At 38.6% G+C, this 26,402-nt stretch carries 37 protein-coding genes; 13 read left to right on the top strand and 24 right to left on the bottom strand.

The genetic code is table 11. The annotated features are described in order from the left end of the window. The first annotated feature begins 5 nt into the window (after positions 1-5). Positions 6-938: a replication-relaxation family protein gene (locus BLU58_RS08905; protein ID WP_093291881.1), complete on the top strand. Its 933-nt coding sequence runs from the start codon at positions 6-8 to the stop codon at positions 936-938. A gap of 437 nt (positions 939-1,375) precedes the next feature. On the opposite strand, the gene BLU58_RS08900 is transcribed toward BLU58_RS08905, so the two are convergent. Together BLU58_RS08900 and BLU58_RS08895 are read right to left on the bottom strand one after the other, a co-directional pair. After that, a complete protein-coding gene (locus tag BLU58_RS08900; RefSeq protein ID WP_093291880.1) occupies positions 1,376-1,849 on the bottom strand; it encodes a hypothetical protein in 474 nt (157 codons plus the stop codon). 61 nt (positions 1,850-1,910) lie between these two features. After that, positions 1,911-2,399, bottom strand: coding sequence for a hypothetical protein (locus tag BLU58_RS08895; protein WP_143123752.1), 489 nt, complete (start codon positions 2,397-2,399; stop codon positions 1,911-1,913). 286 nt (positions 2,400-2,685) lie between these two features. On the opposite strand from BLU58_RS08895, the gene BLU58_RS08890 reads away from it, so the two are divergent. From BLU58_RS08890 to BLU58_RS08855, 8 genes are all read left to right on the top strand, one after another. Beyond that, a complete protein-coding gene (locus BLU58_RS08890) occupies positions 2,686-3,174 on the top strand; it encodes an AAA family ATPase (RefSeq protein WP_093291878.1) in 489 nt (162 codons plus the stop codon). A 114-nt stretch (positions 3,175-3,288) separates the two neighbouring features. Then, positions 3,289-3,618, top strand: coding sequence for a hypothetical protein (locus tag BLU58_RS08885; RefSeq protein WP_093291877.1), 330 nt, complete (start codon positions 3,289-3,291; stop codon positions 3,616-3,618). Between the two features lie 214 nt (positions 3,619-3,832). Then, positions 3,833-4,228, top strand: a complete 396-nt coding sequence (locus tag BLU58_RS08880; protein WP_093291876.1) for a hypothetical protein — start codon at positions 3,833-3,835, stop codon at positions 4,226-4,228. A gap of 475 nt (positions 4,229-4,703) precedes the next feature. After that, positions 4,704-5,219: a hypothetical protein gene (locus BLU58_RS08875; protein ID WP_093291875.1), complete on the top strand. Its 516-nt coding sequence runs from the start codon at positions 4,704-4,706 to the stop codon at positions 5,217-5,219. A 144-nt stretch (positions 5,220-5,363) separates the two neighbouring features. Further along, the gene (locus BLU58_RS08870) at positions 5,364-5,651 is read left to right on the top strand and encodes a hypothetical protein (RefSeq protein ID WP_093291874.1); all 288 of its coding nucleotides are present in this window, start codon (positions 5,364-5,366) and stop codon (positions 5,649-5,651) included. 545 nt (positions 5,652-6,196) lie between these two features. Then, positions 6,197-6,601: a hypothetical protein gene (locus tag BLU58_RS08865; RefSeq protein WP_093291873.1), complete on the top strand. Its 405-nt coding sequence runs from the start codon at positions 6,197-6,199 to the stop codon at positions 6,599-6,601. Positions 6,602-6,619: 18 nt separating this feature from the next. Further along, positions 6,620-7,159 carry a hypothetical protein gene (locus BLU58_RS08860; protein ID WP_143123751.1) on the top strand — a complete coding sequence of 180 codons (540 nt, stop codon included), beginning with the start codon at positions 6,620-6,622 and terminating at the stop codon, positions 7,157-7,159. A 400-nt stretch (positions 7,160-7,559) separates the two neighbouring features. Next, the gene (locus tag BLU58_RS08855) at positions 7,560-8,117 is read left to right on the top strand and encodes a hypothetical protein (protein ID WP_093291871.1); all 558 of its coding nucleotides are present in this window, start codon (positions 7,560-7,562) and stop codon (positions 8,115-8,117) included. Between the two features lie 157 nt (positions 8,118-8,274). On the opposite strand, the gene BLU58_RS08850 is transcribed toward BLU58_RS08855, so the two are convergent. From BLU58_RS08850 to BLU58_RS08820, 6 genes are all read right to left on the bottom strand, one after another. Beyond that, positions 8,275-9,267 (bottom strand): hypothetical protein, encoded by a 993-nt coding sequence (locus tag BLU58_RS08850; protein ID WP_093291870.1) that lies wholly within the window; start codon positions 9,265-9,267, stop codon positions 8,275-8,277. A gap of 246 nt (positions 9,268-9,513) precedes the next feature. After that, positions 9,514-10,203 carry a recombinase family protein gene (locus tag BLU58_RS08840; protein ID WP_093291868.1) on the bottom strand — a complete coding sequence of 230 codons (690 nt, stop codon included), beginning with the start codon at positions 10,201-10,203 and terminating at the stop codon, positions 9,514-9,516. A gap of 384 nt (positions 10,204-10,587) precedes the next feature. After that, positions 10,588-10,737, bottom strand: coding sequence for a hypothetical protein (locus BLU58_RS16415; RefSeq protein ID WP_176786579.1), 150 nt, complete (start codon positions 10,735-10,737; stop codon positions 10,588-10,590). A 278-nt stretch (positions 10,738-11,015) separates the two neighbouring features. After that, positions 11,016-11,312 carry a hypothetical protein gene (locus tag BLU58_RS08830; protein ID WP_093291866.1) on the bottom strand — a complete coding sequence of 99 codons (297 nt, stop codon included), beginning with the start codon at positions 11,310-11,312 and terminating at the stop codon, positions 11,016-11,018. Positions 11,313-11,326: 14 nt separating this feature from the next. Continuing rightward, positions 11,327-12,307 carry a YncE family protein gene (locus tag BLU58_RS08825; RefSeq protein ID WP_093291865.1) on the bottom strand — a complete coding sequence of 327 codons (981 nt, stop codon included), beginning with the start codon at positions 12,305-12,307 and terminating at the stop codon, positions 11,327-11,329. 59 nt (positions 12,308-12,366) lie between these two features. Beyond that, positions 12,367-13,068, bottom strand: coding sequence for a YiiX/YebB-like N1pC/P60 family cysteine hydrolase (locus BLU58_RS08820; protein WP_093291864.1), 702 nt, complete (start codon positions 13,066-13,068; stop codon positions 12,367-12,369). 151 nt (positions 13,069-13,219) lie between these two features. On the opposite strand from BLU58_RS08820, the gene BLU58_RS08815 reads away from it, so the two are divergent. Then, a complete protein-coding gene (locus tag BLU58_RS08815; RefSeq protein ID WP_093291863.1) occupies positions 13,220-13,810 on the top strand; it encodes a TetR/AcrR family transcriptional regulator in 591 nt (196 codons plus the stop codon). Positions 13,811-14,057: 247 nt separating this feature from the next. On the opposite strand, the gene BLU58_RS08810 is transcribed toward BLU58_RS08815, so the two are convergent. After that, positions 14,058-14,396: a hypothetical protein gene (locus tag BLU58_RS08810; RefSeq protein ID WP_093291862.1), complete on the bottom strand. Its 339-nt coding sequence runs from the start codon at positions 14,394-14,396 to the stop codon at positions 14,058-14,060. Positions 14,397-14,541: 145 nt separating this feature from the next. Between BLU58_RS08810 and BLU58_RS16410 the strand changes: the two genes are divergently transcribed. Next, positions 14,542-14,712, top strand: coding sequence for a hypothetical protein (locus BLU58_RS16410; RefSeq protein ID WP_176786578.1), 171 nt, complete (start codon positions 14,542-14,544; stop codon positions 14,710-14,712). Between the two features lie 80 nt (positions 14,713-14,792). Here the strand turns inward: BLU58_RS16410 and BLU58_RS08805 are convergent, their stop codons facing one another. From BLU58_RS08805 to BLU58_RS08775, 7 genes are all read right to left on the bottom strand, one after another. Further along, positions 14,793-15,458 carry a hypothetical protein gene (locus BLU58_RS08805; RefSeq protein ID WP_093291861.1) on the bottom strand — a complete coding sequence of 222 codons (666 nt, stop codon included), beginning with the start codon at positions 15,456-15,458 and terminating at the stop codon, positions 14,793-14,795. A 25-nt stretch (positions 15,459-15,483) separates the two neighbouring features. Then, positions 15,484-15,750 (bottom strand): hypothetical protein, encoded by a 267-nt coding sequence (locus BLU58_RS08800; protein ID WP_093291860.1) that lies wholly within the window; start codon positions 15,748-15,750, stop codon positions 15,484-15,486. 77 nt (positions 15,751-15,827) lie between these two features. Next, positions 15,828-17,207 carry an MmcB family DNA repair protein gene (locus tag BLU58_RS08795; protein WP_093291859.1) on the bottom strand — a complete coding sequence of 460 codons (1,380 nt, stop codon included), beginning with the start codon at positions 17,205-17,207 and terminating at the stop codon, positions 15,828-15,830. Between the two features lie 90 nt (positions 17,208-17,297). After that, positions 17,298-17,615 (bottom strand): hypothetical protein, encoded by a 318-nt coding sequence (locus tag BLU58_RS08790; RefSeq protein WP_093291858.1) that lies wholly within the window; start codon positions 17,613-17,615, stop codon positions 17,298-17,300. A 4-nt stretch (positions 17,616-17,619) separates the two neighbouring features. Continuing rightward, positions 17,620-18,339, bottom strand: coding sequence for a BAR domain-containing protein (locus BLU58_RS08785; protein ID WP_143123749.1), 720 nt, complete (start codon positions 18,337-18,339; stop codon positions 17,620-17,622). Between the two features lie 301 nt (positions 18,340-18,640). Beyond that, positions 18,641-18,994: a hypothetical protein gene (locus BLU58_RS08780; RefSeq protein WP_093291856.1), complete on the bottom strand. Its 354-nt coding sequence runs from the start codon at positions 18,992-18,994 to the stop codon at positions 18,641-18,643. A gap of 271 nt (positions 18,995-19,265) precedes the next feature. Beyond that, on the bottom strand, positions 19,266-19,610 hold the full coding sequence (locus tag BLU58_RS08775) for a hypothetical protein (RefSeq protein ID WP_093291855.1): 345 nt from the start codon (positions 19,608-19,610) through the stop codon (positions 19,266-19,268). A 159-nt stretch (positions 19,611-19,769) separates the two neighbouring features. On the opposite strand from BLU58_RS08775, the gene BLU58_RS08770 reads away from it, so the two are divergent. Further along, positions 19,770-20,390, top strand: coding sequence for a recombinase family protein (locus BLU58_RS08770; protein ID WP_093291854.1), 621 nt, complete (start codon positions 19,770-19,772; stop codon positions 20,388-20,390). Between the two features lie 127 nt (positions 20,391-20,517). On the opposite strand, the gene BLU58_RS08765 is transcribed toward BLU58_RS08770, so the two are convergent. The 7 genes from BLU58_RS08765 to BLU58_RS08730 form a co-directional block, all read right to left on the bottom strand. Then, a complete protein-coding gene (locus tag BLU58_RS08765; RefSeq protein ID WP_093291853.1) occupies positions 20,518-21,003 on the bottom strand; it encodes a hypothetical protein in 486 nt (161 codons plus the stop codon). Positions 21,004-21,093: 90 nt separating this feature from the next. Further along, positions 21,094-22,779 carry a terminase large subunit gene (locus BLU58_RS08760; protein ID WP_369813723.1) on the bottom strand — a complete coding sequence of 562 codons (1,686 nt, stop codon included), beginning with the start codon at positions 22,777-22,779 and terminating at the stop codon, positions 21,094-21,096. Beyond that, complete coding sequence (locus tag BLU58_RS08755) at positions 22,779-23,312, bottom strand: phage terminase small subunit P27 family (RefSeq protein WP_093291852.1); 534 nt, start codon at positions 23,310-23,312, stop codon at positions 22,779-22,781. Before BLU58_RS08755 ends, BLU58_RS08760 begins: the two co-directional genes overlap by 1 nt. Before the next feature lie 139 nt (positions 23,313-23,451). Beyond that, entirely contained in the window at positions 23,452-23,814 is a 363-nt protein-coding gene (locus BLU58_RS08750; protein ID WP_093291851.1) for an HNH endonuclease signature motif containing protein, read from the bottom strand. 115 nt (positions 23,815-23,929) lie between these two features. Beyond that, on the bottom strand, positions 23,930-24,088 hold the full coding sequence (locus BLU58_RS16405) for a hypothetical protein (RefSeq protein ID WP_176786577.1): 159 nt from the start codon (positions 24,086-24,088) through the stop codon (positions 23,930-23,932). Positions 24,089-24,183: 95 nt separating this feature from the next. Continuing rightward, the gene (locus tag BLU58_RS08740; protein ID WP_093291849.1) at positions 24,184-24,420 is read right to left on the bottom strand and encodes a hypothetical protein; all 237 of its coding nucleotides are present in this window, start codon (positions 24,418-24,420) and stop codon (positions 24,184-24,186) included. A gap of 361 nt (positions 24,421-24,781) precedes the next feature. Beyond that, complete coding sequence (locus tag BLU58_RS08730) at positions 24,782-25,069, bottom strand: hypothetical protein (protein WP_143123747.1); 288 nt, start codon at positions 25,067-25,069, stop codon at positions 24,782-24,784. A gap of 179 nt (positions 25,070-25,248) precedes the next feature. On the opposite strand from BLU58_RS08730, the gene BLU58_RS08725 reads away from it, so the two are divergent. Beyond that, complete coding sequence (locus BLU58_RS08725) at positions 25,249-25,749, top strand: J domain-containing protein (RefSeq protein WP_093291846.1); 501 nt, start codon at positions 25,249-25,251, stop codon at positions 25,747-25,749. A 137-nt stretch (positions 25,750-25,886) separates the two neighbouring features. On the opposite strand, the gene BLU58_RS08720 is transcribed toward BLU58_RS08725, so the two are convergent. Then, the gene (locus BLU58_RS08720) at positions 25,887-26,285 is read right to left on the bottom strand and encodes a hypothetical protein (protein ID WP_093291845.1); all 399 of its coding nucleotides are present in this window, start codon (positions 26,283-26,285) and stop codon (positions 25,887-25,889) included. Positions 26,286-26,402: the final 117 nt, after the last annotated feature.

Genomic DNA, 26,402 nt, shown 5'->3' with positions numbered 1-26,402 from the left:
TAGAATTGTTATTTCGATGGATAGGACATGCATTTTTACGTCCACATGAAAGACTAATGCTAGTGCTGTTTGAAATGAAGGTTTCTAGTTTGGAGGATCTGGCAACTGTTTCAGGCTATACAACTAACCGCATTCTTCATCTGTACAAGCAGATTCGAAATATACCAACCAAAGCAAGAGTAGATGAGCTTAAAAAGGAGTTTAATGTGATTGCGAAGTCAGATCTTCCAGACAAACAAAAAAAGAAGAAAATGACTGAAATTAAAGTACAGATACGAGAATTAAGAAATCAATGGGCAAAACCTCATCGCCAGATCTACGAGAAGCAGGGGAGTAACAAAAGACTATACTCACTTGGTCCTAAAGGCATAGAGTATTGTCTTCATATTATGCAAGTGAATAAAGGTACATGGGATATAACTGGAGAACAGAATGCACATCATAACGGCGTGAATGGGATTCTAACTCGTCTGATTCATTTGTTGGGACATAGAGAATTCAAATGGTTTTACTCTAGCGAATCATCTGATCTGATAGTCAGAACATGGGAGATGATAAAAAAGGATGAATGGAGTAGTGATCCAAAGTTGGCCCGCAAGGAGAAAAAGGAAATGATTCGCCCTGATGCCTTGTTAGTTATGCCTAACAATTTTCGATTGTGGTTTGAGTTTGACAACAACACAGAGTGGACCAAACAGATCACCGAGAAGTTTAGAGCGTACAGAAATACCATTTCTCCAAATTCAGCAGAAAGTATAAATTATCCGGTTATTTGGATAACTCCAACAGAGTATCGTGCTGAGGAGCTAAGAAATATCTGGGAATCTGTTAAAGATGAGTTTTATTCGAATCAGAAAGTACCCGATATGCATTTCTTTGTTGAGGGCGAAGAAGTTGAATGGATTAGAAATAATGTAGCCCAATTAGTTACCAGTTAATAGTCTAGTTAATGATTCAATTAACTACAAAGACAACTATAAAGATGACTACAAAGACAATTACAAAGATAACTACCAGTTGGTACAAATCGAAATCGGCTAGATCGCTTGATATAATTGGGTAATCCCAATTATAAAATCTCGGACTTGCTTACCTGTTACACATACTTTTTTCGACTTTTTTTCACAGCTCCGCTACGGGTCTGATCGGACGGCAAAATACGCCGTCCTTCTCATCCCCCAGCTCGCCCTCTCCAGGCTCCCCTTCCCCGCTTCCTCCCCCCTACCACACAATATAAGTGTAATATTCTGTCTAATAAGTATGCTTACTAATTATGGATTTCATCCTTATATAACCATTTTTTATATTGATCAATTACTGCAAATTCTAAAGAAGAAAATGTCTTGATTAGACGTTCAAGACATTTTTTAAATGATTATTCTTTTGTAATTTCTTTCCAAACATACCTATCAGATGCATCTGGATGAACTAAAAGTAACTGACCACCATTATCCCGATCCCATTCAGTGGTATCGCCTATGTCATTCATCTCGTCTAACGCATCCATGATGGCTTCTATATCCTCATCGCTCAGATGTAGATCTTCATCTGCAACTAAATAATATCCTCGAAGCTCACCAACTACACAATAATCCAAATCTAGCACTTTCTTTCGTGTCACAACGGGACGATAAGTGTAATTCACTTGGATTAATTTATTTTCTTCGAGCGAACCATCTTCAAGTACTTCATCATATATTTCCATGTTAGAATCCCATGTACACTCACTCAAAAAATACTCTATACTTGCTTTCCAGCCCAGACGATCCATGATTATTCTCAGATAATCACGTCTAATTTTAAATTCAAGGTAGTTGTATGTATCTAGTGTGATCCATTGTTTATTCAAACTATCAGCTCCTAATTTGTGGTGAGGGTATTCTCTACTAGATTGTGCATAGAAGAGACCTTTATATGTTAGGCTCTTCTATTTCTCCATAGTGACAATGTCCACAGTATACCCAACCAACAGAGGTTCTTTTGAGGGTTGAATAGGTATTTCTACCGTTCACAAGGTTGTAAGGTTCACCAACTTGAATGAGATAGGGAGAATCATAAGCAGGAGGCAAACAATTTTCAAAATCGTCCTTGATCTCATCGGATACTAAGTCACCAACTTGTAAGGGTTCCTCCTCTGTTACATTTGTGTATGTTCTAAATGGAGTACCATTATAATCTCCAGTAATTCTTGCGCTAAGTAGCCTAATTGCTTTGTGCGCATCCTCTCTTGTAGGAAATCTTTCTACATCTACTATATGTGTGAAAGACATCTTCCCCTTTGTATAATGAGCTATCTCAAAATTTTCACCTGGGTACCAACATTCTTCCATCTCAATTAGTGAAAAACTATGCACTTCGTTAACTTTTACCATTTCTCTACTGATCACCATATATATCATCCTCCAGATGCGATTTTATGTAATGGGATTGCATAGCTCGTCGTGGCGTACCTTTCGGATCTAGGTGGCTCGCCCAAAATGGGGGTCATGGCTCACTCCGCTCAAAGCGTTGTACCTTGCTTACATATTTATTATAACATAATGTAAGGTATATTGCCATACATTATTTATATAAAAATCATTTAGATATTGATAATTTTAATAAAATAAATCAATAAATGTATGGACATATACCTTACATTATGTTATTATATATTTAAGGCAAACAACAAGAGGAGCTAACAAAATGACAAACTATCTACTACCACAAACAACAAAAGAAGCTGTGTTCTTGCTAGGACCTCCAGCCGCAGGGAAATCTACCACACGCCAAAAACTATATCCAACGTATCAAGTGATTGATCCTGATGAGATCAAGAAGGGACTTGATGGATATGATCCAAAAAATCCATCTACGGTACATACAGAAAGCAAGATCATAGCTCGTGAGATGTTCGAGAATATGATCGGAGGTAACGAATCGTTTGTGTATGACACAACGGGCGGAAACCACAAACGTATGATTCGTGAGATGTACGAAGCTCACGAAAAAGGCTTCACGATCACGATCTTGCAGGTTACTTGTCCACTAGATGAGTGCTTGAAACGGAATCGGATTCGTGACCGAACCGTACCAGATCGGATAGTCAGGGAAATCTGGCAGGAGGTTGAGGAAGTCACTTCCAAGATACTCCCACACTCTGACCACCACATACTGATTGATACCTCCCGATAATGGGGGGTATCATATCACCAAATAAGAGGATTTTTAAAGTGTTCGATTTTGTCAAAAAGGGAATAAAATCAATGACTTGTTTGATCGGCGGAATGAACAAGAGGAGGCTACAACATGGGAAAAAATGTATATATAAATTTTTCGGGTAAGAAATGGGTTAATGAGTGTGTAGAGGTGGATATAAAGGTAGGCGTAACAAGGAAAAATGAAATTATGCTAGAGGCAAGTAGATCGGTTGAGCAGGTAAGGGATATACTTCTGGAATCGGAAGAAAAAGGATTTCCACTGGTAACAGTGATTGTACCAGATAACGGGGTATTGTCGGTGGCTATCATCCAAGCAATTCGAGGACTAACGGGGAGCATCCCGTTTGTGCAAGGATTAGAGACGGAAGCGGTTGACACGGAAAGCATCCGTGAGTCGGCGAGGGACAGTTTAACGTAGCATGTGGTATAATAATAGTGTAGTAGTAGATAGTTTTTAAATAGAAACGGGAGCTGTGGTAGGCTCTCGTTTATTTGTCGTAGGGATTAGGTGAGATGGAACTTGTTCAATAAATACGAAGTTTACATTCGCGAAATAATTTATTTTATTTAATATAAAATTGATTTATAATAAATTAGTAATAAATGCTATACAGCAGGAGGATAATACTTAGATGAAAAAATTAACTAAGCTCTTTACAGTCTCAGTCCTATCATTGATGGTTCTTTTCAGCGGTGTTTCAAGTGCTGCTGAAAATGTTCCTCCAGGTGGTCATACTGGCAGTGCAGTTTCAAGTGCGCCACCCGTCGAGTATGGGCAAATTAAGTTTAAAATCTGCACAAACAAGAAAGCTAATCTATTGGTTTATCTACAAAGAAAAGTAGGAGGAAAGTGGAAAAATGTAGGCCACACTGGATATAGTCCGAATGGATGTGGAGATCTATACTTTGGTACTGAGTACGGAAAAAGTCCTCTTATCAGAAAGTTCGCTGCATATCGAGTACTAGTTGTAAATAAATCTTCAAGTACTGTGAAAATCGATATCAAAACATACTTTAAAGCACCTTAATAAGAAGCCACCCTTTGAGGTGGCTTTTGTTATGTGCCCTCCTAGTGTCCAGGTGGACCTACTTGAAATAGGGGTACAGACAGCATTTTAACGGTTTTCTACGTTAAGGTTGTGTTTCAAAAAGTAGGATTTTTGAAATGGATAATCAAACTCCAGTCATATCAATACTCTCAGCCTTAGCGTGTGTTTTTCTCCCATCGGTACCGTGACCCCAAACTATTAGCATAGGGGATTTTGTAGAAGCAAAAAAGCACCTAATGGATATAGGTGCGAGGGAAAATTACAATGACTAGTGTGGTCTCTGGTACTACTAATTTGGCCAAAAAAAATGGAATTCAAACTTAATGTGTTTTATTACATATCACAGCATCAAGCTGATGGTAAATGAGGGGTCCTGTTTATTAGCGTTCTAACAGGAGTTTCGACAAAAAACACAGAACTAACAGTTATATAGGTTTTAAGAGAGGTGTCTTATATGGGATGGATATCTGTTTATGCAATTATCGAGAAATACCCGAAAATGAAGGCAGACATGGTCTATTCATTAGCAGAGAGTAGACTCAGGATGTTTAGTGACGAATTTGAGGTTCCTGAATATGAAGCCCCTTGTGAGTGTTATTGGCTTAGTCCAAATAAAAAGGAATATCAGAAAGACTGTGAATATTGCCTTGGAAAAGGAATAAGAAAAACTAATGTAAATCCATTATCACGCTATAGTTTCTATGAACTGGGAGATGATGCTTTATACATGGATATGGAGGAATCTATGCAAGATTTTCGCACTTTAATGTCCAATGGTAAGCCAACTGATATTCTTACGACAGGACAATTGCTGAGTTTAAGAACAGTTCCAAATGGAATTATCACTCCCGAAAAGCACTATTTTGATTGTGATATTTATAGAGATAGTGAAGATTGGACTAAGCAGTTTAGGGAACTATGTAAGAAGTATTCAAATCATTATGTGGTTCCTGCATCATGTCATTGTTGATAACATGTGTAAGCAACCACTAATTATCCGTGACGGGGAAGAGAAAGAGAAACATTTTGCACACTTTCGTCCTCAAGAAGAGTGTGTGCTACGTAGTTTTAGTGAACAATCAGTGGTGTTGTATTAGGAATGGGGGAATCACTAATGAAGGAATCTAATCTCATTAATGTTATCGAAACAGAAGTAGTCAACATGCATGAATACTTGATGTCGTACCGAATCAAACACAATATCATGAATGACCCGTATATGGCGGAAGAATTTCACTCTATTGTGGATTATTTGATGAGATCCTACATCCGCTTTTGTAACGCAACCCTTGAAAAGACTGGATATTACGAAACCACAAAACAGTTAGATTATGTAAGGATGAGGATAGATTTACTTGAGGCACGTATTAAAAGCAGTAAAACAAGTTCCATCATTAAATGATTCTCATGAGCTGAACAGGACGTTTAATAAAGAGAGAGCTGCTGGTCAAAATTAGTAGCTTTCTTTTTTGTCATGTCAGGCATGAGAAACTTCACCGATCCGCAACTGGATCTCACTGATTGCAAGTGAGCCATCCCCACCCGTCCCTAAACTGATCGCACCTCCCTCCACAGGTCCCCCTTTTCTTCTCACGATTCCCTAAAATTGAGATATTAGGGAATGCATTTCCGCTGTCATTAAACGGATTGAGATGAATTGCGAAATCGCCCCGATCAATTGGATAATGAGTTCCTTCAGCTGATCCTCTCATCATTTCTCTTTATTACAGGTGTCTGAGAAGGTGTACCTTTATCGAAGGACCGTTTTTTACCTTAATATGATCTGTAAAAGGCACTAAAATTATTTATAGATGTCTATAAAAAATCATACACCTTTATAGACTGATACGTGCTATAATATCCTTAGTTGGACAAGTTTATATATTTTGTTTTATTTTTCTAAGGAGGGTCAATTGATCGTAGATTTGATACAAAGGAGAATGTATTATGAAAAGTTTAGTGGAATCTAATGTGGATTTTTACGAAGAGATGATACAAACAATTTTTACAAAAGAGTGGACTACTAATCAAAAAGGAGAGGCCCTCGCTGAAGTCCTAACTGATCTGGCGAGAGTATGGTCAATCCCCATGGAGTCGCACGATATGCCAACTTGGTTAGCGGAAAACCCTACACATGGACAGATATTAGAGTTGTTTTTAAATACGACGAAAAAATTCGCAATGGAATTGAACAAAAATGATAAAGAAGTGCTAGAAAAGGATTTTGATGAAATAATCAAACAAATATCAGTGAATCCTGAGGGCATTACTCCAATACTGGACAAGATAATTCCAATATTGGATACATTGGATGAGAAGGTTGCGCAATTTATCGAGGAGGAATCCAACTGAAAAGGAATGGTGGGAAAAATGGAATTGACCACACAACTCATAAATCATCCATACTTAATCAAGAAGGGATATAATGAGGAACACCAGAAGTACACGGGATTCATGTTTTCTTTCCCTAATGGTTGGAAAGCTATCGTCAATTGTACATACGATCCCCTCTATGAAAACTGGTTCAATGATTTTATTGCCTACCCACAGGAGTCAAAAAACTATGATTACATAACACTTTTTGCTCCTGTTAGAGATCAGTTTCCTGATTGGTTTCAACAGGATCTAGATCCATTGGATGAGGGGACAATCATGACCTATCTGCAAAACATTGAGAAGGAACTGCCAGCAAGTGAAATGATCGAAAATTTGATAAAGATTGTGAGTGAAAAATACTTTATTCTCCACTGTACCAAGAATGGTATAGATCCAGATAGCCATCCGAAAATGCGCCAGGTGTACGAATTGGCATGTCAGATGAATGAAAAATACCGTTTTGATCCAAAGCCTATTCAAGATATAGGTTCATGGATGCGGTTAATTCTGGATATAGAACGGACTCTAGAATAATATTCCTAGAGTTTTATCAATACATGTTACCTTCCAATGTGTCATTATCTTAATACTATCCTAGTATTTTAGTATAGGGAAATGTTGGAGAAGGATTTACCCAAGATATTATCTGTAGCATAATTGTAGGGGATCAGCCAACATTTTAACGGAAATATACGTTAAGCACTCAAACAGGGACAAAACCTGATTTTTCACTACGCTAAGAGATTGTGTATCAAATTGTCTTCAAGATCATCGACATGTTTCAAATATCGTTTTGTTGTAGTTCTGACACGCAAAAACAACTGATAAGGCACATGTCAAAGAGTCTACTTTTTGAAACACAACCTTAACGTAGAAAAGCGTTAAAATGCTGTCTGTACCCCTTGTATGAATAAACTTGTAAGAGGAGCTTTATATGCGAATAGGCAATCAGATTTTTAAAGGACTTCTTTCTGTAGCAGCAGTCATTTTAATTTTTATGGCCTCACGGATGAGTACGAGTTATATCTATGAGATAGGCCATTTTTTTAAATGGAATGTCCCACTATCCTACTTTGATCCATCTCTGACGAAGGCCGTACCAACTATTATGTCAATGACTGCCGTTCTGTTTACAATGCTTTTCCTAATAATTGTACTAAGAAGGGAACAGCAGCCAAATCTGTACAGGATGATAACAGTAGCTATTACCATCTTGTTTCTAATTCCTGGGGTTGTAGCATTTACCCTAAACTACACATCTGACAATCACTTATCTCCTCTTATTAAGGACGGGGTTGCAACAAATAAGGCAGTATTGGACGTACGTACTGATGCATATTTGGTAGCTGAATATAGAGATGGAGTTTTACTACCATGCTACTCATTTGAAAAAAGGTTTGATAATACCTTAATTAACGAGATCGGAACTGGAATTAAGCTGAAACCTTATACGCAACAAGGCTCTACATCATCAATCAAATGTGGAAAATAGTCATAAATGAACAATACCCCTATTCCTTAAAAGGAATAGGGGTATTGTTTTGTCCTCCTGGACGTAGTAACTTCAAAATCTCGGCTCTCCTGAGCGTAGTTGTTCTGTTACCGTCATTATATGAGATATTGCTTAGAGAGTCAACATTTCGGAAGAACTAGTCTTGCGAAGCTGCTACCTGAATCTTAGTATATGCGATTTCTTGATTTCTGATACGCTCATCTTTAGTCCTACCAGTCGCATTTGCCCATTCATATAATAATTTCTTTCTTTCAGATCTACTTAACATCGTCTTTTTGCGATAAAGAGTGTATATCTCATTAGGTTGATTGTGGAGTGTATATCTCAGCTGATCGTGACTACTCGAATGGATAATAAATGGTCTGTTTAAATGGGTATACTGAACACTATGATCATCAAATATCGGAAGACAATCCTGACGATGTGTCAAAATTTCCTGGAACAACGTATTCTCTTTAAAGTCTTTCACACGAAGACCATCTTGTATTCTTTCCATTTGTTGATTATTTAGTCTCACATTCTTTAATTTTCCTTCAGGATCATGCGGATCAAGATGTCTGTTGCTTAGTATTTTTTTACGGGTGACAGATGTGGCATCTTGTAACTTTACAACAGTCTCTTCTCGGAGAAAACCAACTTGTCCAATGTTAAACGTTAGACCGTTTTCCTTTGTTGAATTAGGTTTAAAACTGGTAGTTGGTAAAATAGAAACCTGGTCAAGAGCATGTTTGACATCCCACACAACTCCATAATGGATATCGTCTAATTCAGACCCTAGACCAGCAAACTGAATTACGACAAGCTCTCCAGTACGTATAGTAGGGACATATATATTTTTTTTATGCTTTGGACTAAAACGAACTTCATCATGCTTCCTTGCAATAGTAACAAAACGAAGAATACGCTCAAGTGTGTCTTGACGTGTTCTCGTTGGTACATTGGGATCTGGTTCTATGAGACATAGCTCCTTTACTATCTTACGAAGTACTTCTTCCTCAGAAGCCTTTTGTATGTAAGCGAGCAATTCATTTTGGAGTGAAGCATCCAGTTTAGAAACGTAATCAATCAAATTAAGGAAATCTACATCTTCCTTGTTTTTACTTAGGAGTGCCAACAATTCACGTAACATCCAAAATGCTCCTCACAGATTAGCGTATATTTTTTTCGTTAAAATGCTGACTCGTCCCCTCTTAGGAGTATATCTAATGCCACTAATATACTAAGAGATATGATCATACAGTACAGGCCATTAATCCAATTAACAGACTTCGTTGCTAAGAGTTCAGCAGCTATAGATGTCAAATAAACTGAACCACCCAAAATCCAAGAGAACAAGATAAGTGATTTTATCTTTAGATTCAAGAAATATTCCTCCTTAAAACTCTTTGGTTGTAGCTGTTTCATTATTTAGCATGGATATTAAAGCTTGTCCATCCCTGGAACCTTCGAATTCTTTTGCTAACTTGTAGAATGTATCTTTCTTGACACCCAGCAATTTCATGAACTCTACACCTGTAATCTCTTGGTTCTTCCATTCTAGAAAATGAGAAGCTAAGAGCTTCTTCTGTTCAGATGAAATGGTTGATAAATTCATTTTGGGCCGTCCTAATTGTCTTCCGTTTTTTTTTGCAAGAGCAATTCCTTCCTCTTGTCTCTTTCGAATCTTCTTGCGCTCTTGATCAGCAACAAAAGAAAGAAGGCTCAAGAATTGATCCTCCATGAGCTTCCCCATTTCACCCATAGAACGAAACTGCCTACTATCAAAAAGAGATGAATTTTCTAGTACAACAATATCGGCTTTGATATCTCTTGTGATGTACTTCCACTCTTTGATGATCCCATCATAATCTCTCCCAAGACGATCTATGGAGTCAACATAAACCAAATCGCCTTCACGAATCACACCCCTCATAGTCTGATAGCCTGGACGATCAAAATTTTTTCCGCTCTGTTTGTCAACGAATATAAATCGTTCTTCAATGCCCAACTCAAGCATTTTTTGTACTTGCCGATCTTCGTTCTGATCTACAGACGAAACACGAACATAACCGAAAGTATATGACACAATTGACCCTCCTTAGAAAAATAAAACAAAATATATAAACTTGTCCAACTAAGGATATTATAGCACGTATCAGTCTATAAAGGTGTATGATTTTTTATAGACATCTATAAATAATTTTAGTGCCTTTTACAGATCATATTAAGGTAAAAAACGGTCCTTCGATAAAGGTACACCTTCTCAGACACCTGTAATAAAGAGAAATGATGAGAGGATCAGCTGAAGGAACTCATTATCCAATTGATCGGGGCGATTTCGCAATTCATCTCAATCCGTTTAATGACAGCGGAAATGCATTCCCTAATATCTCAATTTTAGGGAACATCATCAAGGCAAGGGCAGGGGGACAGGGGGAGGACGAGCTGCATTTATCACATGCTAGGTAAATCATGATACGTTGGTAGTTGAGTCCAGTCCAAGACGAGGGCCGTTCCGTACTACGGGTGCTGCTGAACTTGTTTCGATGGAGTGGATCGGTAGCAAGTGGTTCCCATGGGACCAGCTCGTAACGGGAGAGGGTTGAGATCCACGAAACATTCATACACCCGTGGATCTCGAAGCTGTTCTTCCTAGTTTGTTGTAAGGGTGCTAAGAGGAAAATTCGACTTTTAGGTTAACAAAAACCATCTATTGGAAAATGTGCCAGATCATCTTCCGATAGATGGTTTTTTATTTTGCTTTTGGTTGCCATACCCCTATATGATATACGTATCGTGGCGATTTCCGATTTCACCCAAACAAAGAAAGAAGTTGCTTTCATCAGTAAGACGAGAAGACAACTTCTTTCTTTGTTTGTTATCCATAGAACAAATAGATTACATTTTCTTTTTTTGTTGATTTAATCTACACCAACTAATCTTAATAATACGGGTAATTCCAAGGCAAACCAAACTAAGTAAGATGTAAATCAATAAAAATAAGTAAGTATCTGTATCTGCCATGTTCATTCCAAAATACAGTTTCGTGATCAGTAAGCTGAACACAAGTAGTACTAACAACACTGGCGTTAGAGATCGCCAAATTCGATCTTTCTTTAGACCCATTACGATTCCTGTGAGAATAAAGGATAATGGAAAGAAGAAATAGTACCAAAAGATAATTTCTCCCAACATAGATTCACGGCTCCCTACTGAATAATGGTAAAATCTTGTACCAATGTCTCACGGATATTAGGAATGCGAAACTGCTTGATCTGCTTCCATGTTTTCGTGTCATAGACACTGATGAGACCTGCATTCTTCGGATCATAGTTTAACGGCGATAAGACATATAATTGATCGCTCGATAGTCTGGCTTTGTAAATACGTTGTGGGAGTTGAGCGGTTTCAACTACTTGAAAGGTTTTTCGATCTAGTACGGTGATTCTTCCATCTACTTTGTGCGTTACGATGATCTTATCCTTGTTCGGATAAAAAAATTGTGGCTGCGCATAGGATAAGTCTCGGTATTGTACCGTCCAATCCTTTTTGTTAATGACAGCGATTTTATGTTGGTCATCTGTAGACGATACCAGTATATGTTCCTCAGTAAGAAGGAGATCGTCTGTTAAATCTACTTTGATTGATATCTCCTTTACCAGCTTACCTGTCTCTCTATCTAGCACATAGAAAACGGGTCTTTTAGCTTGGATAATCGTTGCAGATACGTATACATACTTAGCATCAAATTGGACCACACTCAAATAGCCATCTAACTTGACTGTGTGAACTTGATCCCCCTCCTTGATTTCGAGGGTTCCATAGTCCATATGTGTATTGTAGGTCGTCACTCGTATGGAGTCGTCCGTTCTGACATACAAAGGAAAGGCAGGTGTATCTTCTTTTGAGATGATTCCACCTGAAGAAATCTGAACCATTTTATCCCCGAATTGAACAGGTAGAAGAAGGCTCCCATCTTTTTTCTTGGCTATTTGAAAGATCCCCTTTTCTTTGATTCCACGTTGATCCACGATCTGTCCGTCTTGATTCAACAATACAAACTCACTATCTTCCTTTAACGAATCTGTATAGATAACACCGATACTGGCTTTATCTAATGTCATTCCCTCGGTCGTGCAAGCGCTAAGAAGTAAGAGAAGGGAGATCAGAAAGGCATAAGATTTTTTCATTACGACTCCTTTCCAGAAAAAGCAGAGGGAATCCCTCTGCTTCTCTAGTAGATATAAGACTAGCCTTTGCTATAGAAAATAGTCGTTTTCGGGCTTTCGATCAGATCGACTGGCCACACAGCACCGCCGTCGTTTAGATCAAATCCTTTGTTGTACCAAGCACGCCAAACCAATTGAGAACAGTAGAATCGACTTGTTGTGGAGGTGTTAAAGAAATTGAAATTGTAAGGAAGACCAATTTTAGCGCGAGCGTGAGAGGCTGCGTAATTATAGTCATCCCCGTCTGCTTGCTTTACCCAGAGGCCCCGAACATGTTTATATCGATCATCCCAATTATTGCGCCAATGCTGAACACCATTTTCACTTTCCTTCTTATTACCATAGCTCTCTACAACAAATCCAGCTACTTCCGAAACAATGCCAGCGTGCCCTCCTGCCCATGCAGAGGAGCCGGAACTTACTCCAGATAAGGTAACAAGAATATCACCCTTTGTACCAACACTAGTTGCACCAATCTCTTGTTGTTTAAGAATAGTGTCATAAGAGACCCCCCTTTGTTTCGATTCCATTTGAACGACTTTTGGATCGAATTTCTTAGATGGATGCTCTCTCTCCTGAATGGTTCGCTTTTTAGCAAGCTCCACTTCTTTCTGTTGTGCAGGTGTAAGTTGTATTTCTTCGGTTGCATAACTACTTACAGAACCAATCGTCAGGCAGATTGCGAAAGAGAACAAGGCAACAGTTGTTTTAAACGTTTTCATTCGACATCCACTCCCTAATGATTAGATTGAACCCAAATCGTAACTAGGTTAAACTTATACTAAACGGTTAGTATATTTTAATTGTAACGAAGCCGCACCTCATTTGCAATATATTATCTTTATTCTAAATATTAGAGAGGACGAAGGAAGAATGACGAAACACCAAGAACGATCTTCTATAACTTTACGCAAAATCAAAGATGCAGGTCTTTGCTTATTCGCTCGTCATGGGTATCATGCCACCAGCATAGATGAGATCATGAGAGAGGCTGGATATACAAAGGGGGCTTTTTATGGCCATTTCAAAAGTAAGGAAGAATTGTTCCTAGCAATCATGGATGAGCGAATGTTAAAGCACCAAACGGAAATTATGGACTCCTTTTGGGTTCATGAGGATGATGGATTGAAAACAGTCTCACACCACTTGGAGTATATTCTTCAACAGGCTCAAGATGATTCGTGGGCATCTATTTACTTCGAGTTTTTGGCGAATACTCGTAGAAACCCTGAAGTGCAGAAGAAACTTGCTTATATGTACAGCAAGTGGAGAGAGTTTGTCATAGGATTCTTTCAAAGCCTCCAAGATAAAGGACTTATCCAAATCAATATGGATATACAACTATTGTCAGCTACAGTTATTGCGCTATTCGATGGTTTCAATATCCAATCTTATGTCGATCCAAATGAAGATTCCAGAAAGCACATTCAGATTATCTCTCATCTTCTAGGCGTAACCCCTTAAACGCTTGCTCACAGGGTTCCTGCGCTAATCCGTCACTTTTAGTTAATGAACATCAAAAATCAATGAAAATTAGCATCATTGAGCCTTGTTCACTAACTACTATCTTTCTGGACATCTACTTTGCGGTTCACAACAGGAACCCTGTGACCTCGTTTGTAGCAAAGGAATTAACGTTAAGTGACGGAGCAGAGCAAGAACCCTGTTAGTACCCCTAAAAGCACTAGATAAATATAGTAACTCATAAGTCTCATTTCTTTTTTAGTACAAAACGCAACTTGGAATTTTCTTTGTTAACTACTTTGGTCTCGTCAATTTTTTCCCAGTCTGAGCTTGTCAGTATATCGAATCTATACTTACTAGGTTCGAGTTTCAAACGAATCTTTCCACTAGTATCTGTACTAGACGGTCTGAAAGGATACATTTCTCCTGATTCAACGACGAACATACTAACTTGTTGTGGCACATTCTTTTCATCTACAACCTCAATTTTTACGTCCACACGATCATCGTAGAGATACCAATAGCTACCTCCGATGATCAGTACGCCAAACAGAACCAACGCAGGAATTAAACGCTTCTTCGGCATTAATTATCCCTCCAGTACCCCTTCTCAAATAATATCAAAAAAATATGGTATACAGGCATTGAAAGAATGGGGCTCTCCCTATTTCCAATGCATCATCTACTCAAATGAGGGTATATAACATAACAGCTAAACTTGGAGGTAAATAATGAAATCACGTTTTGATGTATTCGACAAAAAAGAATTGGAAGCATTGCAACAAGGCATGTATCTTTTTTTGAAAGAAACAAACTCCAGAGAATCCCTTGGTGTCGCTGGAATTCTACACGCCGAACTGTTCGTAGCTAAGTCAGAAACAAGAAAAAATGAGTTAGGGTAAACTCCTCGTAAGAGCTTACCCTAACTCATTTTTTGGATGCAATACAGTTGCCTATATTAACTATCAATCTAGCTCTAATTTCACACCTCGATCAAAGGTAGATCTGATCGAGTACCAGCCATATAATTTAATATCGTGTTCATATTTTGATGGATAACATATAGTACCCTAGAGTATTCACAGGACATCACTTCTAAGCTCTGTGCTTGATTCAACACATAGCCCTCAATGACTCCAGACGGGTTCTCTGCATATGCCCTGACGAGTCTGTGATTGCCGTCTATTACCATCGGTTTGCTAACAGGATCAAAGTAGACAATGATGATTGGTTCATGTGATTGGCTTTTAGATTTAATGAAGTTCCAATCAATATTTTCATCAGAGACTAGTGACCTAAGTTCTGCTATGGGACCTGTTTTTTTCTGCACATGAGTACGCTGGATGAGAGAACTTGCTTTGTTGATATCCCAGAATACAGTGTAGTAATTGGAAGTATCTCCTCCTAGAGGATAGATATTTTCTCCGTAAAATTGATGGGATATACTTTTAAATGAAATATCGAAATATGGGTTAAGGGTTGCAATAATTTGCTCATATCTTTGCATCAATTCATCATAGGTCGATACTTCCCTTTTTATAGGAATACCGTACATTTGAAAGATTTCTTTTGAAGCCATTTTCTGAATGAAACGATCTAGCACAAACCCTGGCTTTTTACCCATCAGGACATCATCAGTATTAAACACTCTAATCCCTTCTCTCTCATCCTATTTATGTAATATGCTCTACTTTTACCTGGGGGAGTATATTGTTTGCTTCCTGAGGTATCTTGTTGGCCCTCAAGAATCCCAATACTTCCTCTTCTTTTCTGGTAGTACTGATCACATCGCCACAATAACGAACCTGCCAACCCAAGCAAACTCCCACGATGATTCGGTCAATGATAATGGTTCCTTTCAACCCTTCCAAGCTTTCCGGGTATCCTACCCTGATCCGTTCCAGGTCAATGTCAATTCCCTTTGTAGCTACTAAAGTCATGATGATGTTCCTTTCTTGATACCATTATCAAAGGTAGAATACATATCTTCCAATCTAGAAGTTGGTTTCTTGTTACCTTAGTGACCAAAGCTAAATCTTCGTGACAATTGTCTACCAATGTTAAAGGCTGTATCCTCTGATTGCTCAGCCTCCGACATAGGTTTGCATTCTCGATCTATTTCTAAATGCTTGGAATGTGCTTTTAAAAGTCCTACGTTTTCACACTGACTATCTTTCTGCATCCAATGTAGGAGATCTTTCTCAGCTACAAAATAGTAGGAATCACAATACTTGAGGTATCGTTGCCACTTTTCATCCTTCGTATAATCTTGATAGCTTGCTTTACACTCAAGAATGCATATCTTCCCTTCTTTATCTACACCGATCACATCACAGCGGAGATTATCTGGCAGAGTTAGTTCCGTGGTTACCATATATCCCTTATTATAGAGCCATTTTAAGCCCAGTGCTTGTAGTTGACCGTGCTTCTCCATATCAAAGCTGGCAAACTGATTGGATCGATGTAAAGATTCACTAAAGGACTCTGGTCTACGTTTGCGGAAAGATTTAAATCCTTCTTCCGCTTGTTGAATCTCCTTTTCAATCTCCTTCAACCGCTTCTTTTCTTGAGTAAGTTTAATGCCCTTTAGCTTCGATAGGGAATCAATCCCCCAGTACTCAGCTTCTTCAGGAATATCCCAATAAACCCAGTCGTTTTGTGGAACATGCTCATAATCGTATTCGGTTCGGTATCCTCGTTTTTTACGCCTTTGGTAATCTTCTGCTATCGCTATGACATCCATTACATAATGAGTTCGGAGTGTCTTCCACTTATCTTCCGGATCATCCTCTTCTTTTAGGATAATAATTCCCTTTTTCTTGAGGTTGCGCTGCCAATTATAATCTAGTCTCTTTGCTAAACAAATCTGTCCATTACGATGACCTAGATGATCCATGAGGAAATCTAAGGCTTCGTCATTCTCTACCTTCTGTAAGAGATCGGGTAGAAGTTTCTTCGATTCTTCACGATTCTTTTTTATAATTGCAACAGTTTCCTCTAGTTTCCCTCGCTCTCGCTCTAAATCACGGACCTTAAACCTAACACCTGTTTCTACTGCTTCAATCCGCTCTCTCTTCGCTTGGATAAGTGCAGGGTACTGTACTAAATCGTCACGCTTAATACGGGGATCAACTGATAGCAGGATCTCGCCTAATCCTTCCCAATCATTTTGTTTGAACATAGAAAGAAGAAACAGACCTTTGAGTCCTAGCTGGCTCCACTTTTGCACATGATCAGTCTGACAATGTTCCTCTAACTGTAAGAGACAGTTTGTAAATTGACTCAACTTCTTTGACTGGCTATCTGTAAATCCATGTTTCTTTAGGTCAGCTGGCTTCCATCCCTCACGAAGTTTTTGAATAGCCCATAGGCTACGCTCATCTTTACCAGTAATCATAGATGTCACCTCGGTACTCGGAGTACTTTTTATCCAGTATATCAAATCGAGTACTCGGGGTACTAAAAAAATAGCCCCCTTGTTTGGAAGCTATATATCATTCGATCGCTGGCGAAACAATTGTAAGGCCATATCGTATGCTTTGTCTGGTTCATATTCGGTCATATAGACTTTAGCTCTATACATACACTCATCAACAGTCCTTTGATCGAGACCAGCGACACAGAGAGCTAGATATAAGTAAGCTCTCGCCTGTTTTGGAGTCATTGGTTTTCCTTGGGATTTCATTGCTCCACTGCCTCGTATTGCTTCACGAAGGCGCATAATGACCTCTGGTGTAACCTCTCGGTCTTCTTCAAACACGTCCAAGTCTTTCTTTCCTGCATTAATGATCTCCTCTAAATTCATACGATCAAGCCTCGCTTAGATTTAGTTCATGGATCAAGTTGTCCCACGCTTCATACACATTTTCTGCCTCGATGTATTTGTAATCTTTTAATCCATCGAGTGGTCTGAATTGATATGCTCCAGCATACAAGCCTGTTTGATACCAGTCATCTCTAGGGTCATAGACACCCTCTAACTTAATCAAGCGGCTTACTTCCTGATGGATAGCCGAATGATACTCCTTCTCCAGTTGTTTCATTCTACGATTCAATTCCTGATATTCATCTGTGGAGATACGGGATTTCCCTGTCTCATTGAAGTATTTTTGGTCATGCTCTAGTTGTTGATTCAGCTCGTCCAATTGCTTTCGGTTCTCAATCAACTCTTCTTGAACAGATACGACTTGAAATGCTTCAGAAAAAATATTTTTGTTTGCCGATTCAACCTTTGGTAGCACTTGCTCCTCCTTGTCAATCAGTTCGGAAAACTTTTCATAGGCACTATGGCCAAGATTTTTTACTAAGTGATAGATAATCTCTTCTTTATTTACATCGTCTAATTCCATGAATCTTTCTACTTCTTCCCTAACATCAAGGTCAAAAAGACAACGGCCACAGTAGATATAGTCGCGAGGCCAAGGGTGAGGGACAAATGCGCATCCGCAATCTTGGCACTCATGGTAACCTTCTTCTGCTAGTTTTGGATCATATGAAGTGTTTAGGATTTTGGGATTGGTATATCTCATATGTGTGTCCCCCTTGATCTCGATAGGTTCTGTTGCATGATTATCATGATTATCGCAATGATGAAGCAATGGATAGGGACATCTGCCCTCTTGCAAGGTAGACCCACATTCTGAACATTCCTCAATACCTTCTTGATTCCCACAATGTAAGCAGGTTATCTTTGAGGGGTCATCAGAATCCCCAACTTTGAGGAATACATGGTAGCAGGTTGAACATGTCCACGTTTCCTTCAACAACAGCGGATTAATTTGCTGAGTCATTAATTAACCTCCCTATCGAATGTATGAAATAGATGATATCTTACATACGACTACAACGCGGGCATAATTTACGCCCGTCTTCCATGACCATATACAACTCCGTAAGTTTCGTGCATTTATCACACGGTTCTCCTTGCTCCTGAATCATCTCTGGCAAAACGCCTGTGCTTTCGTAATCCGAATTCAACAACATATTTAGGGTAGAAATTGCCCTGTCGATATCATGCTCGTTGATAATCCCACGATTATCAACAAAGATAGCCCATGAACCTTCAGGATAGCCGTATAAAACATCAATCACTTTATTTTCATAACACAATCGACGGGGATTTCCTCTTTTAGCTGAATTCAAAACATCGATTATGTATGCTTTGTTTACAACTACTTCTTTCATTTTTTATCCCCTTTAAGTCAAAATTCATTAATCCAAATATCGTAACAGTTAGAGCATGCGCGAAGTTCGTTGTTATATTCTGTTCTTATACCGCAGTATGAGCAAGGTATGATCTCAGGCGGTCTTTCTTTTACCTTTTTCATTGTCTTGTAGCAATATTTGCATATGTGAGGGTCAGATTCGAAAGTAAAGGTGTTTGTTGACTTATGTATTTCACAAGTCGGACAGTACCAATCAGTGAATGTATGTGACATTTGAGTCCCCTCCCCTTTTAAGCATCGTGCGCACACACAGCCCATTCACCACAGGTTGCACAATGGTACACGTTCAATCCTCCGTCTCTATGGAGGTTATGTTTTTTAAGAAGCTCGCAAAGATTATACAACCAGTGATCCTTCTCAATTTCCTCATCATTGTTATCCGTGAAAATGTTATCCTCTGTCCACCAAGCTACAAGGGGATGTGTCCCACTATTCATTTCTCCACGACCGCACTTACAACCGAAGTTAGAGTGGTTATACTGTCGGTCGAACCACCCCTCATCTACGTTATCTGCCACCCACTGAATTATTTCCTTTTCGTTTATGTCGTGTTTGATGTTCTTTGTTAATTCCATTTCAATATCTCCTTTGAATGTACGAAAATGATAGGAAACTTACATATGTCAATGTAAGAATATTGTATCACACATTTCTCAAAATGTCTCAATTAACCCTAGTCTATTGATACATTTTTTCACTCCTGATATAATCAGCATTGGGACAGTCTCAAATACATGTCTCAAAATAGAGGTGAGATTATGGCCGTTTTTGGCTATGCACGGGTATCAACTGACCACCAAGATATTAAGCTTCAAATTGATGAACTAAATAAATATGGGGTCGATATCATCTACCAAGAAATTGTAAGTGGAAAAAATCTCGATGACCGACATGAGTTACAAAAGTTGATTCACATTACACAATCAGGCGACAAAATTGTTTTTACCAAATTGGATCGGTTCGCCCGCTCCACTATCGATGCTTTGACTGTCGCACAAGAGCTGAAGAAAAAAGGCGTAAGCATGGTCATCTTAAATTTTGCAGGTGCGCAGATTGATGTATCTACTCCCACAGGAAAACTATTTCTTACACAACTAGCATCATTCGCCGAATTCGAACGGGAATTAATGCTGGAGCGACAAAAGGCGGGTATTGCACAAGCCAAAGCAGACGGAAAGTACAAAGGACGGGTGAAAAAATACCATGAGCATCATAAGGGTATGAATTACGCTGTTGAGCTGGCAAACGAACGAGATCAAAACAAAATGACCATAGATGCGATATGCGAAATCACACAAGTTAGTAGGGCCGCATTGTATCGTGAACTAAAGAAGCAGCGGAAACATCCTAAATAGTGAGCCTACAGTAGTTCCGATAGGACCGCAAGAAAGCGGGCTATCATTTAAAATGACAGCCCGCTTTAACTTAGGAACACCTATAGGTTGCTTATTAGTTTCGCCCAATACCTGTAAACGTATACTACTAGATATTACGAACGGGAAATTGAACGCTTTCCACGACATCAAAAGCTAAACTAAGCCAACAAGTAGATTCGCAATCCCATCCATAAAGACCCGTCTTGGTGTAACGCGTTGCATATTCTCCGTTGGCTGTAAGATGGATTCCATCTATACCATTCTTCCGCATGGATTCGAAATCGAGAGTTCCTAGAAAAAAAGAATCCGCAGAATAAATGATAGAGTATTTAGAGTGAAGTTTCTCCAAATCTTTAAAGCTATCGATTTGTATGATGTTCGCATTCGGTCGAGCTTGGATGATATATCCACTCCATACTCCATCCTCCGGAATACCAAAATCCTCTAATTGACACCATTCAACCCATGCACTACTTCCATCTATCCAAGATGAAGACCATAGAGCATTTTTAGGTTTATAGCGATATGTATTACGAATATCCAATGAATCAGGAAGTTCGGCAAGACCTACAATTAATTGTTGATTATACATAAAATCATCTCTCTTTTACCTCTAACCCTCCTATACTCATGTTCTATAGTTCGTTACATAAAGTTACTTATCCTTTACATAATCAATCTCCTAAAAACTAAAGTCATCTTGCAGTATATGGTGATTCAGGTCCACACCCACTACCATCGACCGAACATGCGCGTTAATCAAGCTCGCTATAGGGTCAATGCGGTTTGACGACTTGTTCTTATCTAACATTATGTTTTCGTTCTGATCTTGCCGAATAACAGCATTTCCAATCGCCCAACCCAAAACAGGATTGCGGTCATGAATAATCCTCTTAGAGAGGACAAGTTCACGAAAATTTTTAGTTGGCTCGGATAAAGTCTTCATTCCTTGCCGTATCTCTACCATTATGTAGCCTTCGGTCTCCAGCTGCTGCGCAAATTGTGTAGCGTTAAATGGGTCGTAACAACATTCTTTTACGATCCATCCGTTATTTAAAACCTTGTTCTCAAGGTAGCTTTCAATAAAACGATAGTCAACAACCGATCCCGGTGTAGTAGTAATCCAACCTTGGGAAACCCATAAATCATACGGAACCTTATCCGTCTTCACCCGCTCCTGTAGAGCATCTTCGGGCATGAATGAGTGACTGATTACAACATAGTTCCCATCATAGGGGAAAACAAAAGAGATAGAGGTTAAATCAATTTTCGTCGACAAGTCGACACCGACAAAACACTCGTACCCGTACAGATCGGGAAGTTGATCGACTCCACACTCCATCCATCGATCCATCGGCATGTATCCATTTTCCTTCATGTCGACCCATCGGTTCATATTCTTCGTTAGGAAATTCCGCATCTTTTCTGGAACATCCAACGCGGATCGCAATTCACTACGAAGAAAGTTCATTCCTTCATCGTAAGTAGCAACGATGGGATTTGCCTTGATCCAAACTGATTCATCTTTTATATCATCATCTCGATCCAATTCGCACACCATTATAAAGTACTCTTCATTCTCAACAGGGGAATTGGAATCTAAAATGTTCGATACATATTGATATTCCTTAAAGCAAGGTGCATTCAAATTAAATCCTGCTGTTGTAATGATCACAATAAGCGGCGAGGGACGGGCCACCATACCCGATACCAAAACATCATATATTTCTGATGTTTCATGTACATGGAACTCATCAATAACGGCTATACTTGGATTTTTTCCATCACCAGTTTTTCTCGCTTCTTTTGACAACGGTTGAATAACTGAACCGCTTTTTAAATGAGTGATACGGCCGTATGAATCCTTATACTTATCATTAATTAACTCACAAGATTTAATTTGACCCAATATTTCTCCATACACAATACCCGATTGTTCCCGCCCCCATCCAGCTATATAGCATTCCTCTTGTTGATTTGACAAGAAAGTTAGATAGGATGATATGAGCGCAAGCAACTGTGACTTAGCGTTCTTTCTGGCCAACTGTATATAAACCTTCCGGAACCTACGCAACCCATCATCTTTACGCTTCCAACAAAATATATTAGCAGACACGAACAATTGAAAATCCGTTAATTCAATCCGTTTCCCTGCAAGTACACCTTTTGTATGTTTGAACATGCATGACCACTTGTAGAATTTATACATCTCTTCCGCATCAAATTCATAGGGGTAATCATCGTGGGGAATCCCCTCTATATTCTTTAAAAAACGGCTACACGCTGCTATATGTTTTTTACTTGCAATAGTCTTTCCTTCTACTATATCAAGACTATAATTGTATATTCTTGCAAATAAAGACTCTATCACAGTGCATCACCAAACAGTTTTTCTTCTTCGGTCTTCTCTATCTTTTCTTCTTTGGGCGGAACAACTAATTTACATCTAGATGAAATAGTAAGCCCTAAATCGGCAGCCGCAACCCGACACTGCTTAAAAAGACGATCCTGATTTATGAGTAATTTGGAGTATGTCTTATTAACTTCGATTTCTGTAATTTCTTCAATAACATTGCCTTGATCATCTTTTTTCTCTTTAACCTTGGTAATAGTCAAATCAGTTTGTAGAAGCTGGTCGCTTATCCTTATATACATTTCACGCGATAGTAAGTATCGTGCCAACGCATCTATATCTAGATTGGACATTATTCCTACTTCGATTAGTTGCTTAGAAATTTTAGTGAACTCTTTTTTTAGATGAGTTGGTAAATACGAAGGAGCTTTGACCTTATCAGACGGGGCCTTTACTTCTCGCTTTTTCCGTTCCTTAACTTCCTCTTTAGTTACATTTTTTCTTCCTTTGTATACGATTAAATCTATTGGTTGTGGTGGTCTAGCCATATTTTATACCTTCCTTATCCAAAATAATAAAAGGGAAAATAAGTAAAGAAAAGGATTTGTTCCCTTAAAAAAAGTTTTCATTTAGGGAATTTTGTGCGTATGAAACCCCAGTCTGGTCTACGGACAGAGAAAAAAAGTTTCAGCTGCGGGGGGGCTTTAAAATATTTCCGTATCCACCATCTTCGCGGTTTGTTTTCGCTTGGTGACAGCTTGCGCACATGCTCTGCCAGTTGTTCGGTTCCCAAAACAAAGAATGATTACCCTTGTGTGCCTTAATATGGTCTACTACTGTTGCCGATCTACCACAGACTACACACACAGGGAACATAGATAAATGATACTCTCGCGCCTTCCTCCACCGCCTATTATATCCTCTCTTGCCTGCGGTCTCTCGCTCTCTATCACTACGCGTTAGCTCTGTCATATGATGCTCACAGTAGCGGTCACGGGTCAACTCATTACAATACGGCTTATTACATGGGCGAAGTGGTTTTAATGCCATAGAATACCCACCTATCAAATAATATGATATACTGTTTAAGTTCTATCCTTTATGTGGATATAACTGGTACAAGAAGAAGCCTGCAGGAATGATTCCTGCAGGCTTCTTCGATTGCTTATAACTCTTCTGTATGGTACAAATCAATCTTCTTCACTCTCATCCCACGATTTACAAAACAATTACTAAACCGTCGTTGTGCTTCTTCAAATCCCTCATGCGTATTCCATCCCGTACCACCGAACACCTTCCTTTTTGTCATTGCTTCATAGTACATATACATACCATCCTTTGTAACATCCAGATAGAACTTTCGAGAGGGTTCACCATAGAAAGATACATTGTAACAATACCGTACTATAGGTTTATCCATCATAGGGATTCACCTCGTTTGGAGAAAGATAGTTGTTTCTCGATCTCTTCAAACTCTTTGCCTTGTTCCTCAATGATGGGTTCAAGTTCAAGCATCTTCATTTTAGCGTTTGCTTTTGTGTCAAGATTGCTTCCAAATACAATAAGACCCTTACACCAGTTGTAAATAGTGATCTTACTATCAAGACTTTTTTCTAACTCATTGTATCGCTTTTGTAGCTCTTCACGTTCTGTCATATTAACCACTCCTAAAATGTGTAATGTAACTGGGTACATTTTTATTATATACATTTAAAATAAATTAGTCAATATATATTATATATAATAAAAGAAGTAGAATATAAAAGAACAGGATGCATCTCGCCTACAAGATGCATCCTGTTCTTTTATATTCTGTTGTCCAACAACTCTATTTCAAAACCTTCATCCTCTGCATACATCTCTATATAACGCGCGTCCTCGAAGGTATACTCATCTAGAAATTCCCATGTAGAGATATAATCGTAATATCTCACAAGTATATGCCATAGATCACAGGTGCGAATTTTAACATCATTGTTATACGAGGATAGAATGACAAAGTTTTCACTAGCCTTCATTATTCTTCCCCCATTTCTTGAGCGCAAGACAAATTCATTTCACTTAAAGTTACATCCACATAACACTCAACAGCTCCACCTAAATCATTGTCACATATTTCTGTGTGTAAAAAATCCTCCATCATTTCAATACATGTAGAAAGTTGATCTCGTGTCATTTTCAAATCCTTCGACTTCAACCATGAGAGAATATCATCTGAAAAACATTCCGGCTCAACCTCAACTATTTTCGTAAATGTCATCTTTTTTGTACCTTTTAGAATATCGACTATCTCTTGATCGCTCAACATAGAAAACCTCTCCTTTATGATGTGATGTAACTGGTTACATATTTATTGTATATAATTAAAGTAAATTTATCAAGTATAAATAAAAAAACACAAATAAACTATTGACTAATTTATTTTAACTATACATAATAACGAATGTACACCAGTTACATCACATCATAAGGAGACGATCACATATGACAAACTACTTTTACTTTTCAACACCTGTTTCATCTTTAATGGAATTACGCAAGCAATACCGCATGTTAGCGATGAAGAATCATCCAGACAAAGGCGGGTCAGAAGAAGCGATGGCAACCGTCAACAATGAGTATGAAGAACTGAAAAAAAATCTAGGAAGACATGAAGCAGACCAGCCGAAGGAATCCCAGTACCAACGTTCGGAAGAAGAAGAGCAGGAAATCGATGAAAAGCTACGGGCTATTATCATGGACTTAATACATCTTCCTATTGAAATCGAGATCATCGGCGAATGGATTTGGATTGATGACGAACTAGCCAAACCGTTTACAGATGAGTTAATCAGGCTAGGGTTCCGTCTCAGCAAGAAACAAGGGCGGTGGTATTGGTCCCCTACTCCTTACAAAAAACGCCGCGGCTCTTTATCTATGGAAAAAAAGCGCAAAAAATTTGGCTCCACTACTGTTAAAGGTAGAGAGCCAAAGACGTTAAATTAAAGACAGGTTTTAATTAGCGGGGTAGTTGCGACCTACTCCGTTACCATATCCATTATACAATATATAAAGGGTCTAGCAATTTCAATGCTAGACCCTTTTTTGTTTACAGTAATCCCTACTAACATTATAACACGGATTTAGGAACAGGATTGTATCCTAATTGTCATCTTCTTGTTTAGCCGACTATTAATATTTCTTATGTAAGCATAGCTATAGCCTAGATTTTCGGCTATTTGTTTCAAAGTCATTCCTTTAACTTCTCGATAATAGAGAATCTTACCCTCAATTCCTTGATAAGTAGACATCAATTTCTCTATGTCTTCTTTTAACTTGTATTGGAGGGCTAACAAATCGGTATAAGTATTAATTCGCTTGCCAATCCTTCGCATATTCTCCACGCACTCATTCAATGGAATATGTGGAGGGTGCTTAGAGGGGTTTAATTGTCCTTGCCACCATTTGTAATCTAGCTCTAATCTTTCTAGCGTTGTTTCTAGTATCTCAATTTCGACTTTCGTATCATAGTATGGTTTCATTATTTATCACCATAATAATATTACCCTGATATAAAGATATATATAACTTTCAATTTTTTACAGTAGTTTTTACAGTAGAATATAAAAAAGCTAGACTCCATAAGAATCCAGCTTAGA

This window comes from Thermoactinomyces sp. DSM 45892 (assembly GCF_900107305.1).
GTDB lineage: Bacteria > Bacillota > Bacilli > Thermoactinomycetales > Thermoactinomycetaceae > Baia.
The sequence above is the reverse complement of the archived record's forward strand: the minus strand, read 5'-3'. Positions and strand labels throughout refer to the sequence as shown.

Excerpts from the sequence above, each read along its gene's own strand:
- BLU58_RS08895 (WP_143123752.1), bottom strand. The coding sequence starts at position 2,399 with ATGATATATATGGTGATCAGTAGAGAAATGGTAAAAGTTAACGAAGTG.
- BLU58_RS08890 (WP_093291878.1), top strand. The coding sequence starts at position 2,686 with ATGACAAACTATCTACTACCACAAACAACAAAAGAAGCTGTGTTCTTG.
- BLU58_RS08885 (WP_093291877.1), top strand. The coding sequence starts at position 3,289 with ATGGGAAAAAATGTATATATAAATTTTTCGGGTAAGAAATGGGTTAAT.
- BLU58_RS08880 (WP_093291876.1), top strand. The coding sequence starts at position 3,833 with ATGAAAAAATTAACTAAGCTCTTTACAGTCTCAGTCCTATCATTGATG.
- BLU58_RS08875 (WP_093291875.1), top strand. The coding sequence starts at position 4,704 with ATGGGATGGATATCTGTTTATGCAATTATCGAGAAATACCCGAAAATG.
- BLU58_RS08870 (WP_093291874.1), top strand. The coding sequence starts at position 5,364 with ATGAAGGAATCTAATCTCATTAATGTTATCGAAACAGAAGTAGTCAAC.
- BLU58_RS08865 (WP_093291873.1), top strand. The coding sequence starts at position 6,197 with ATGAAAAGTTTAGTGGAATCTAATGTGGATTTTTACGAAGAGATGATA.
- BLU58_RS08860 (WP_143123751.1), top strand. The coding sequence starts at position 6,620 with ATGGAATTGACCACACAACTCATAAATCATCCATACTTAATCAAGAAG.
- BLU58_RS08855 (WP_093291871.1), top strand. The coding sequence starts at position 7,560 with ATGCGAATAGGCAATCAGATTTTTAAAGGACTTCTTTCTGTAGCAGCA.
- BLU58_RS08850 (WP_093291870.1), bottom strand. The coding sequence starts at position 9,267 with ATGTTACGTGAATTGTTGGCACTCCTAAGTAAAAACAAGGAAGATGTA.
- BLU58_RS16415 (WP_176786579.1), bottom strand. The coding sequence starts at position 10,737 with ATGTTTCGTGGATCTCAACCCTCTCCCGTTACGAGCTGGTCCCATGGG.
- BLU58_RS08830 (WP_093291866.1), bottom strand. The coding sequence starts at position 11,312 with ATGTTGGGAGAAATTATCTTTTGGTACTATTTCTTCTTTCCATTATCC.
- BLU58_RS08825 (WP_093291865.1), bottom strand. The coding sequence starts at position 12,307 with ATGAAAAAATCTTATGCCTTTCTGATCTCCCTTCTCTTACTTCTTAGC.
- BLU58_RS08820 (WP_093291864.1), bottom strand. The coding sequence starts at position 13,068 with ATGAAAACGTTTAAAACAACTGTTGCCTTGTTCTCTTTCGCAATCTGC.
- BLU58_RS08815 (WP_093291863.1), top strand. The coding sequence starts at position 13,220 with ATGACGAAACACCAAGAACGATCTTCTATAACTTTACGCAAAATCAAA.
- BLU58_RS08810 (WP_093291862.1), bottom strand. The coding sequence starts at position 14,396 with ATGCCGAAGAAGCGTTTAATTCCTGCGTTGGTTCTGTTTGGCGTACTG.
- BLU58_RS16410 (WP_176786578.1), top strand. The coding sequence starts at position 14,542 with ATGAAATCACGTTTTGATGTATTCGACAAAAAAGAATTGGAAGCATTG.
- BLU58_RS08800 (WP_093291860.1), bottom strand. The coding sequence starts at position 15,750 with ATGACTTTAGTAGCTACAAAGGGAATTGACATTGACCTGGAACGGATC.
- BLU58_RS08795 (WP_093291859.1), bottom strand. The coding sequence starts at position 17,207 with ATGATTACTGGTAAAGATGAGCGTAGCCTATGGGCTATTCAAAAACTT.
- BLU58_RS08790 (WP_093291858.1), bottom strand. The coding sequence starts at position 17,615 with ATGAATTTAGAGGAGATCATTAATGCAGGAAAGAAAGACTTGGACGTG.
- BLU58_RS08785 (WP_143123749.1), bottom strand. The coding sequence starts at position 18,339 with ATGAGATATACCAATCCCAAAATCCTAAACACTTCATATGATCCAAAA.
- BLU58_RS08780 (WP_093291856.1), bottom strand. The coding sequence starts at position 18,994 with ATGAAAGAAGTAGTTGTAAACAAAGCATACATAATCGATGTTTTGAAT.
- BLU58_RS08775 (WP_093291855.1), bottom strand. The coding sequence starts at position 19,610 with ATGGAATTAACAAAGAACATCAAACACGACATAAACGAAAAGGAAATA.
- BLU58_RS08770 (WP_093291854.1), top strand. The coding sequence starts at position 19,770 with ATGTCTCAAAATAGAGGTGAGATTATGGCCGTTTTTGGCTATGCACGG.
- BLU58_RS08765 (WP_093291853.1), bottom strand. The coding sequence starts at position 21,003 with ATGTATAATCAACAATTAATTGTAGGTCTTGCCGAACTTCCTGATTCA.
- BLU58_RS08755 (WP_093291852.1), bottom strand. The coding sequence starts at position 23,312 with ATGGCTAGACCACCACAACCAATAGATTTAATCGTATACAAAGGAAGA.
- BLU58_RS08750 (WP_093291851.1), bottom strand. The coding sequence starts at position 23,814 with ATGGCATTAAAACCACTTCGCCCATGTAATAAGCCGTATTGTAATGAG.
- BLU58_RS16405 (WP_176786577.1), bottom strand. The coding sequence starts at position 24,088 with ATGTACTATGAAGCAATGACAAAAAGGAAGGTGTTCGGTGGTACGGGA.
- BLU58_RS08740 (WP_093291849.1), bottom strand. The coding sequence starts at position 24,420 with ATGACAGAACGTGAAGAGCTACAAAAGCGATACAATGAGTTAGAAAAA.
- BLU58_RS08725 (WP_093291846.1), top strand. The coding sequence starts at position 25,249 with ATGACAAACTACTTTTACTTTTCAACACCTGTTTCATCTTTAATGGAA.
- BLU58_RS08720 (WP_093291845.1), bottom strand. The coding sequence starts at position 26,285 with ATGAAACCATACTATGATACGAAAGTCGAAATTGAGATACTAGAAACA.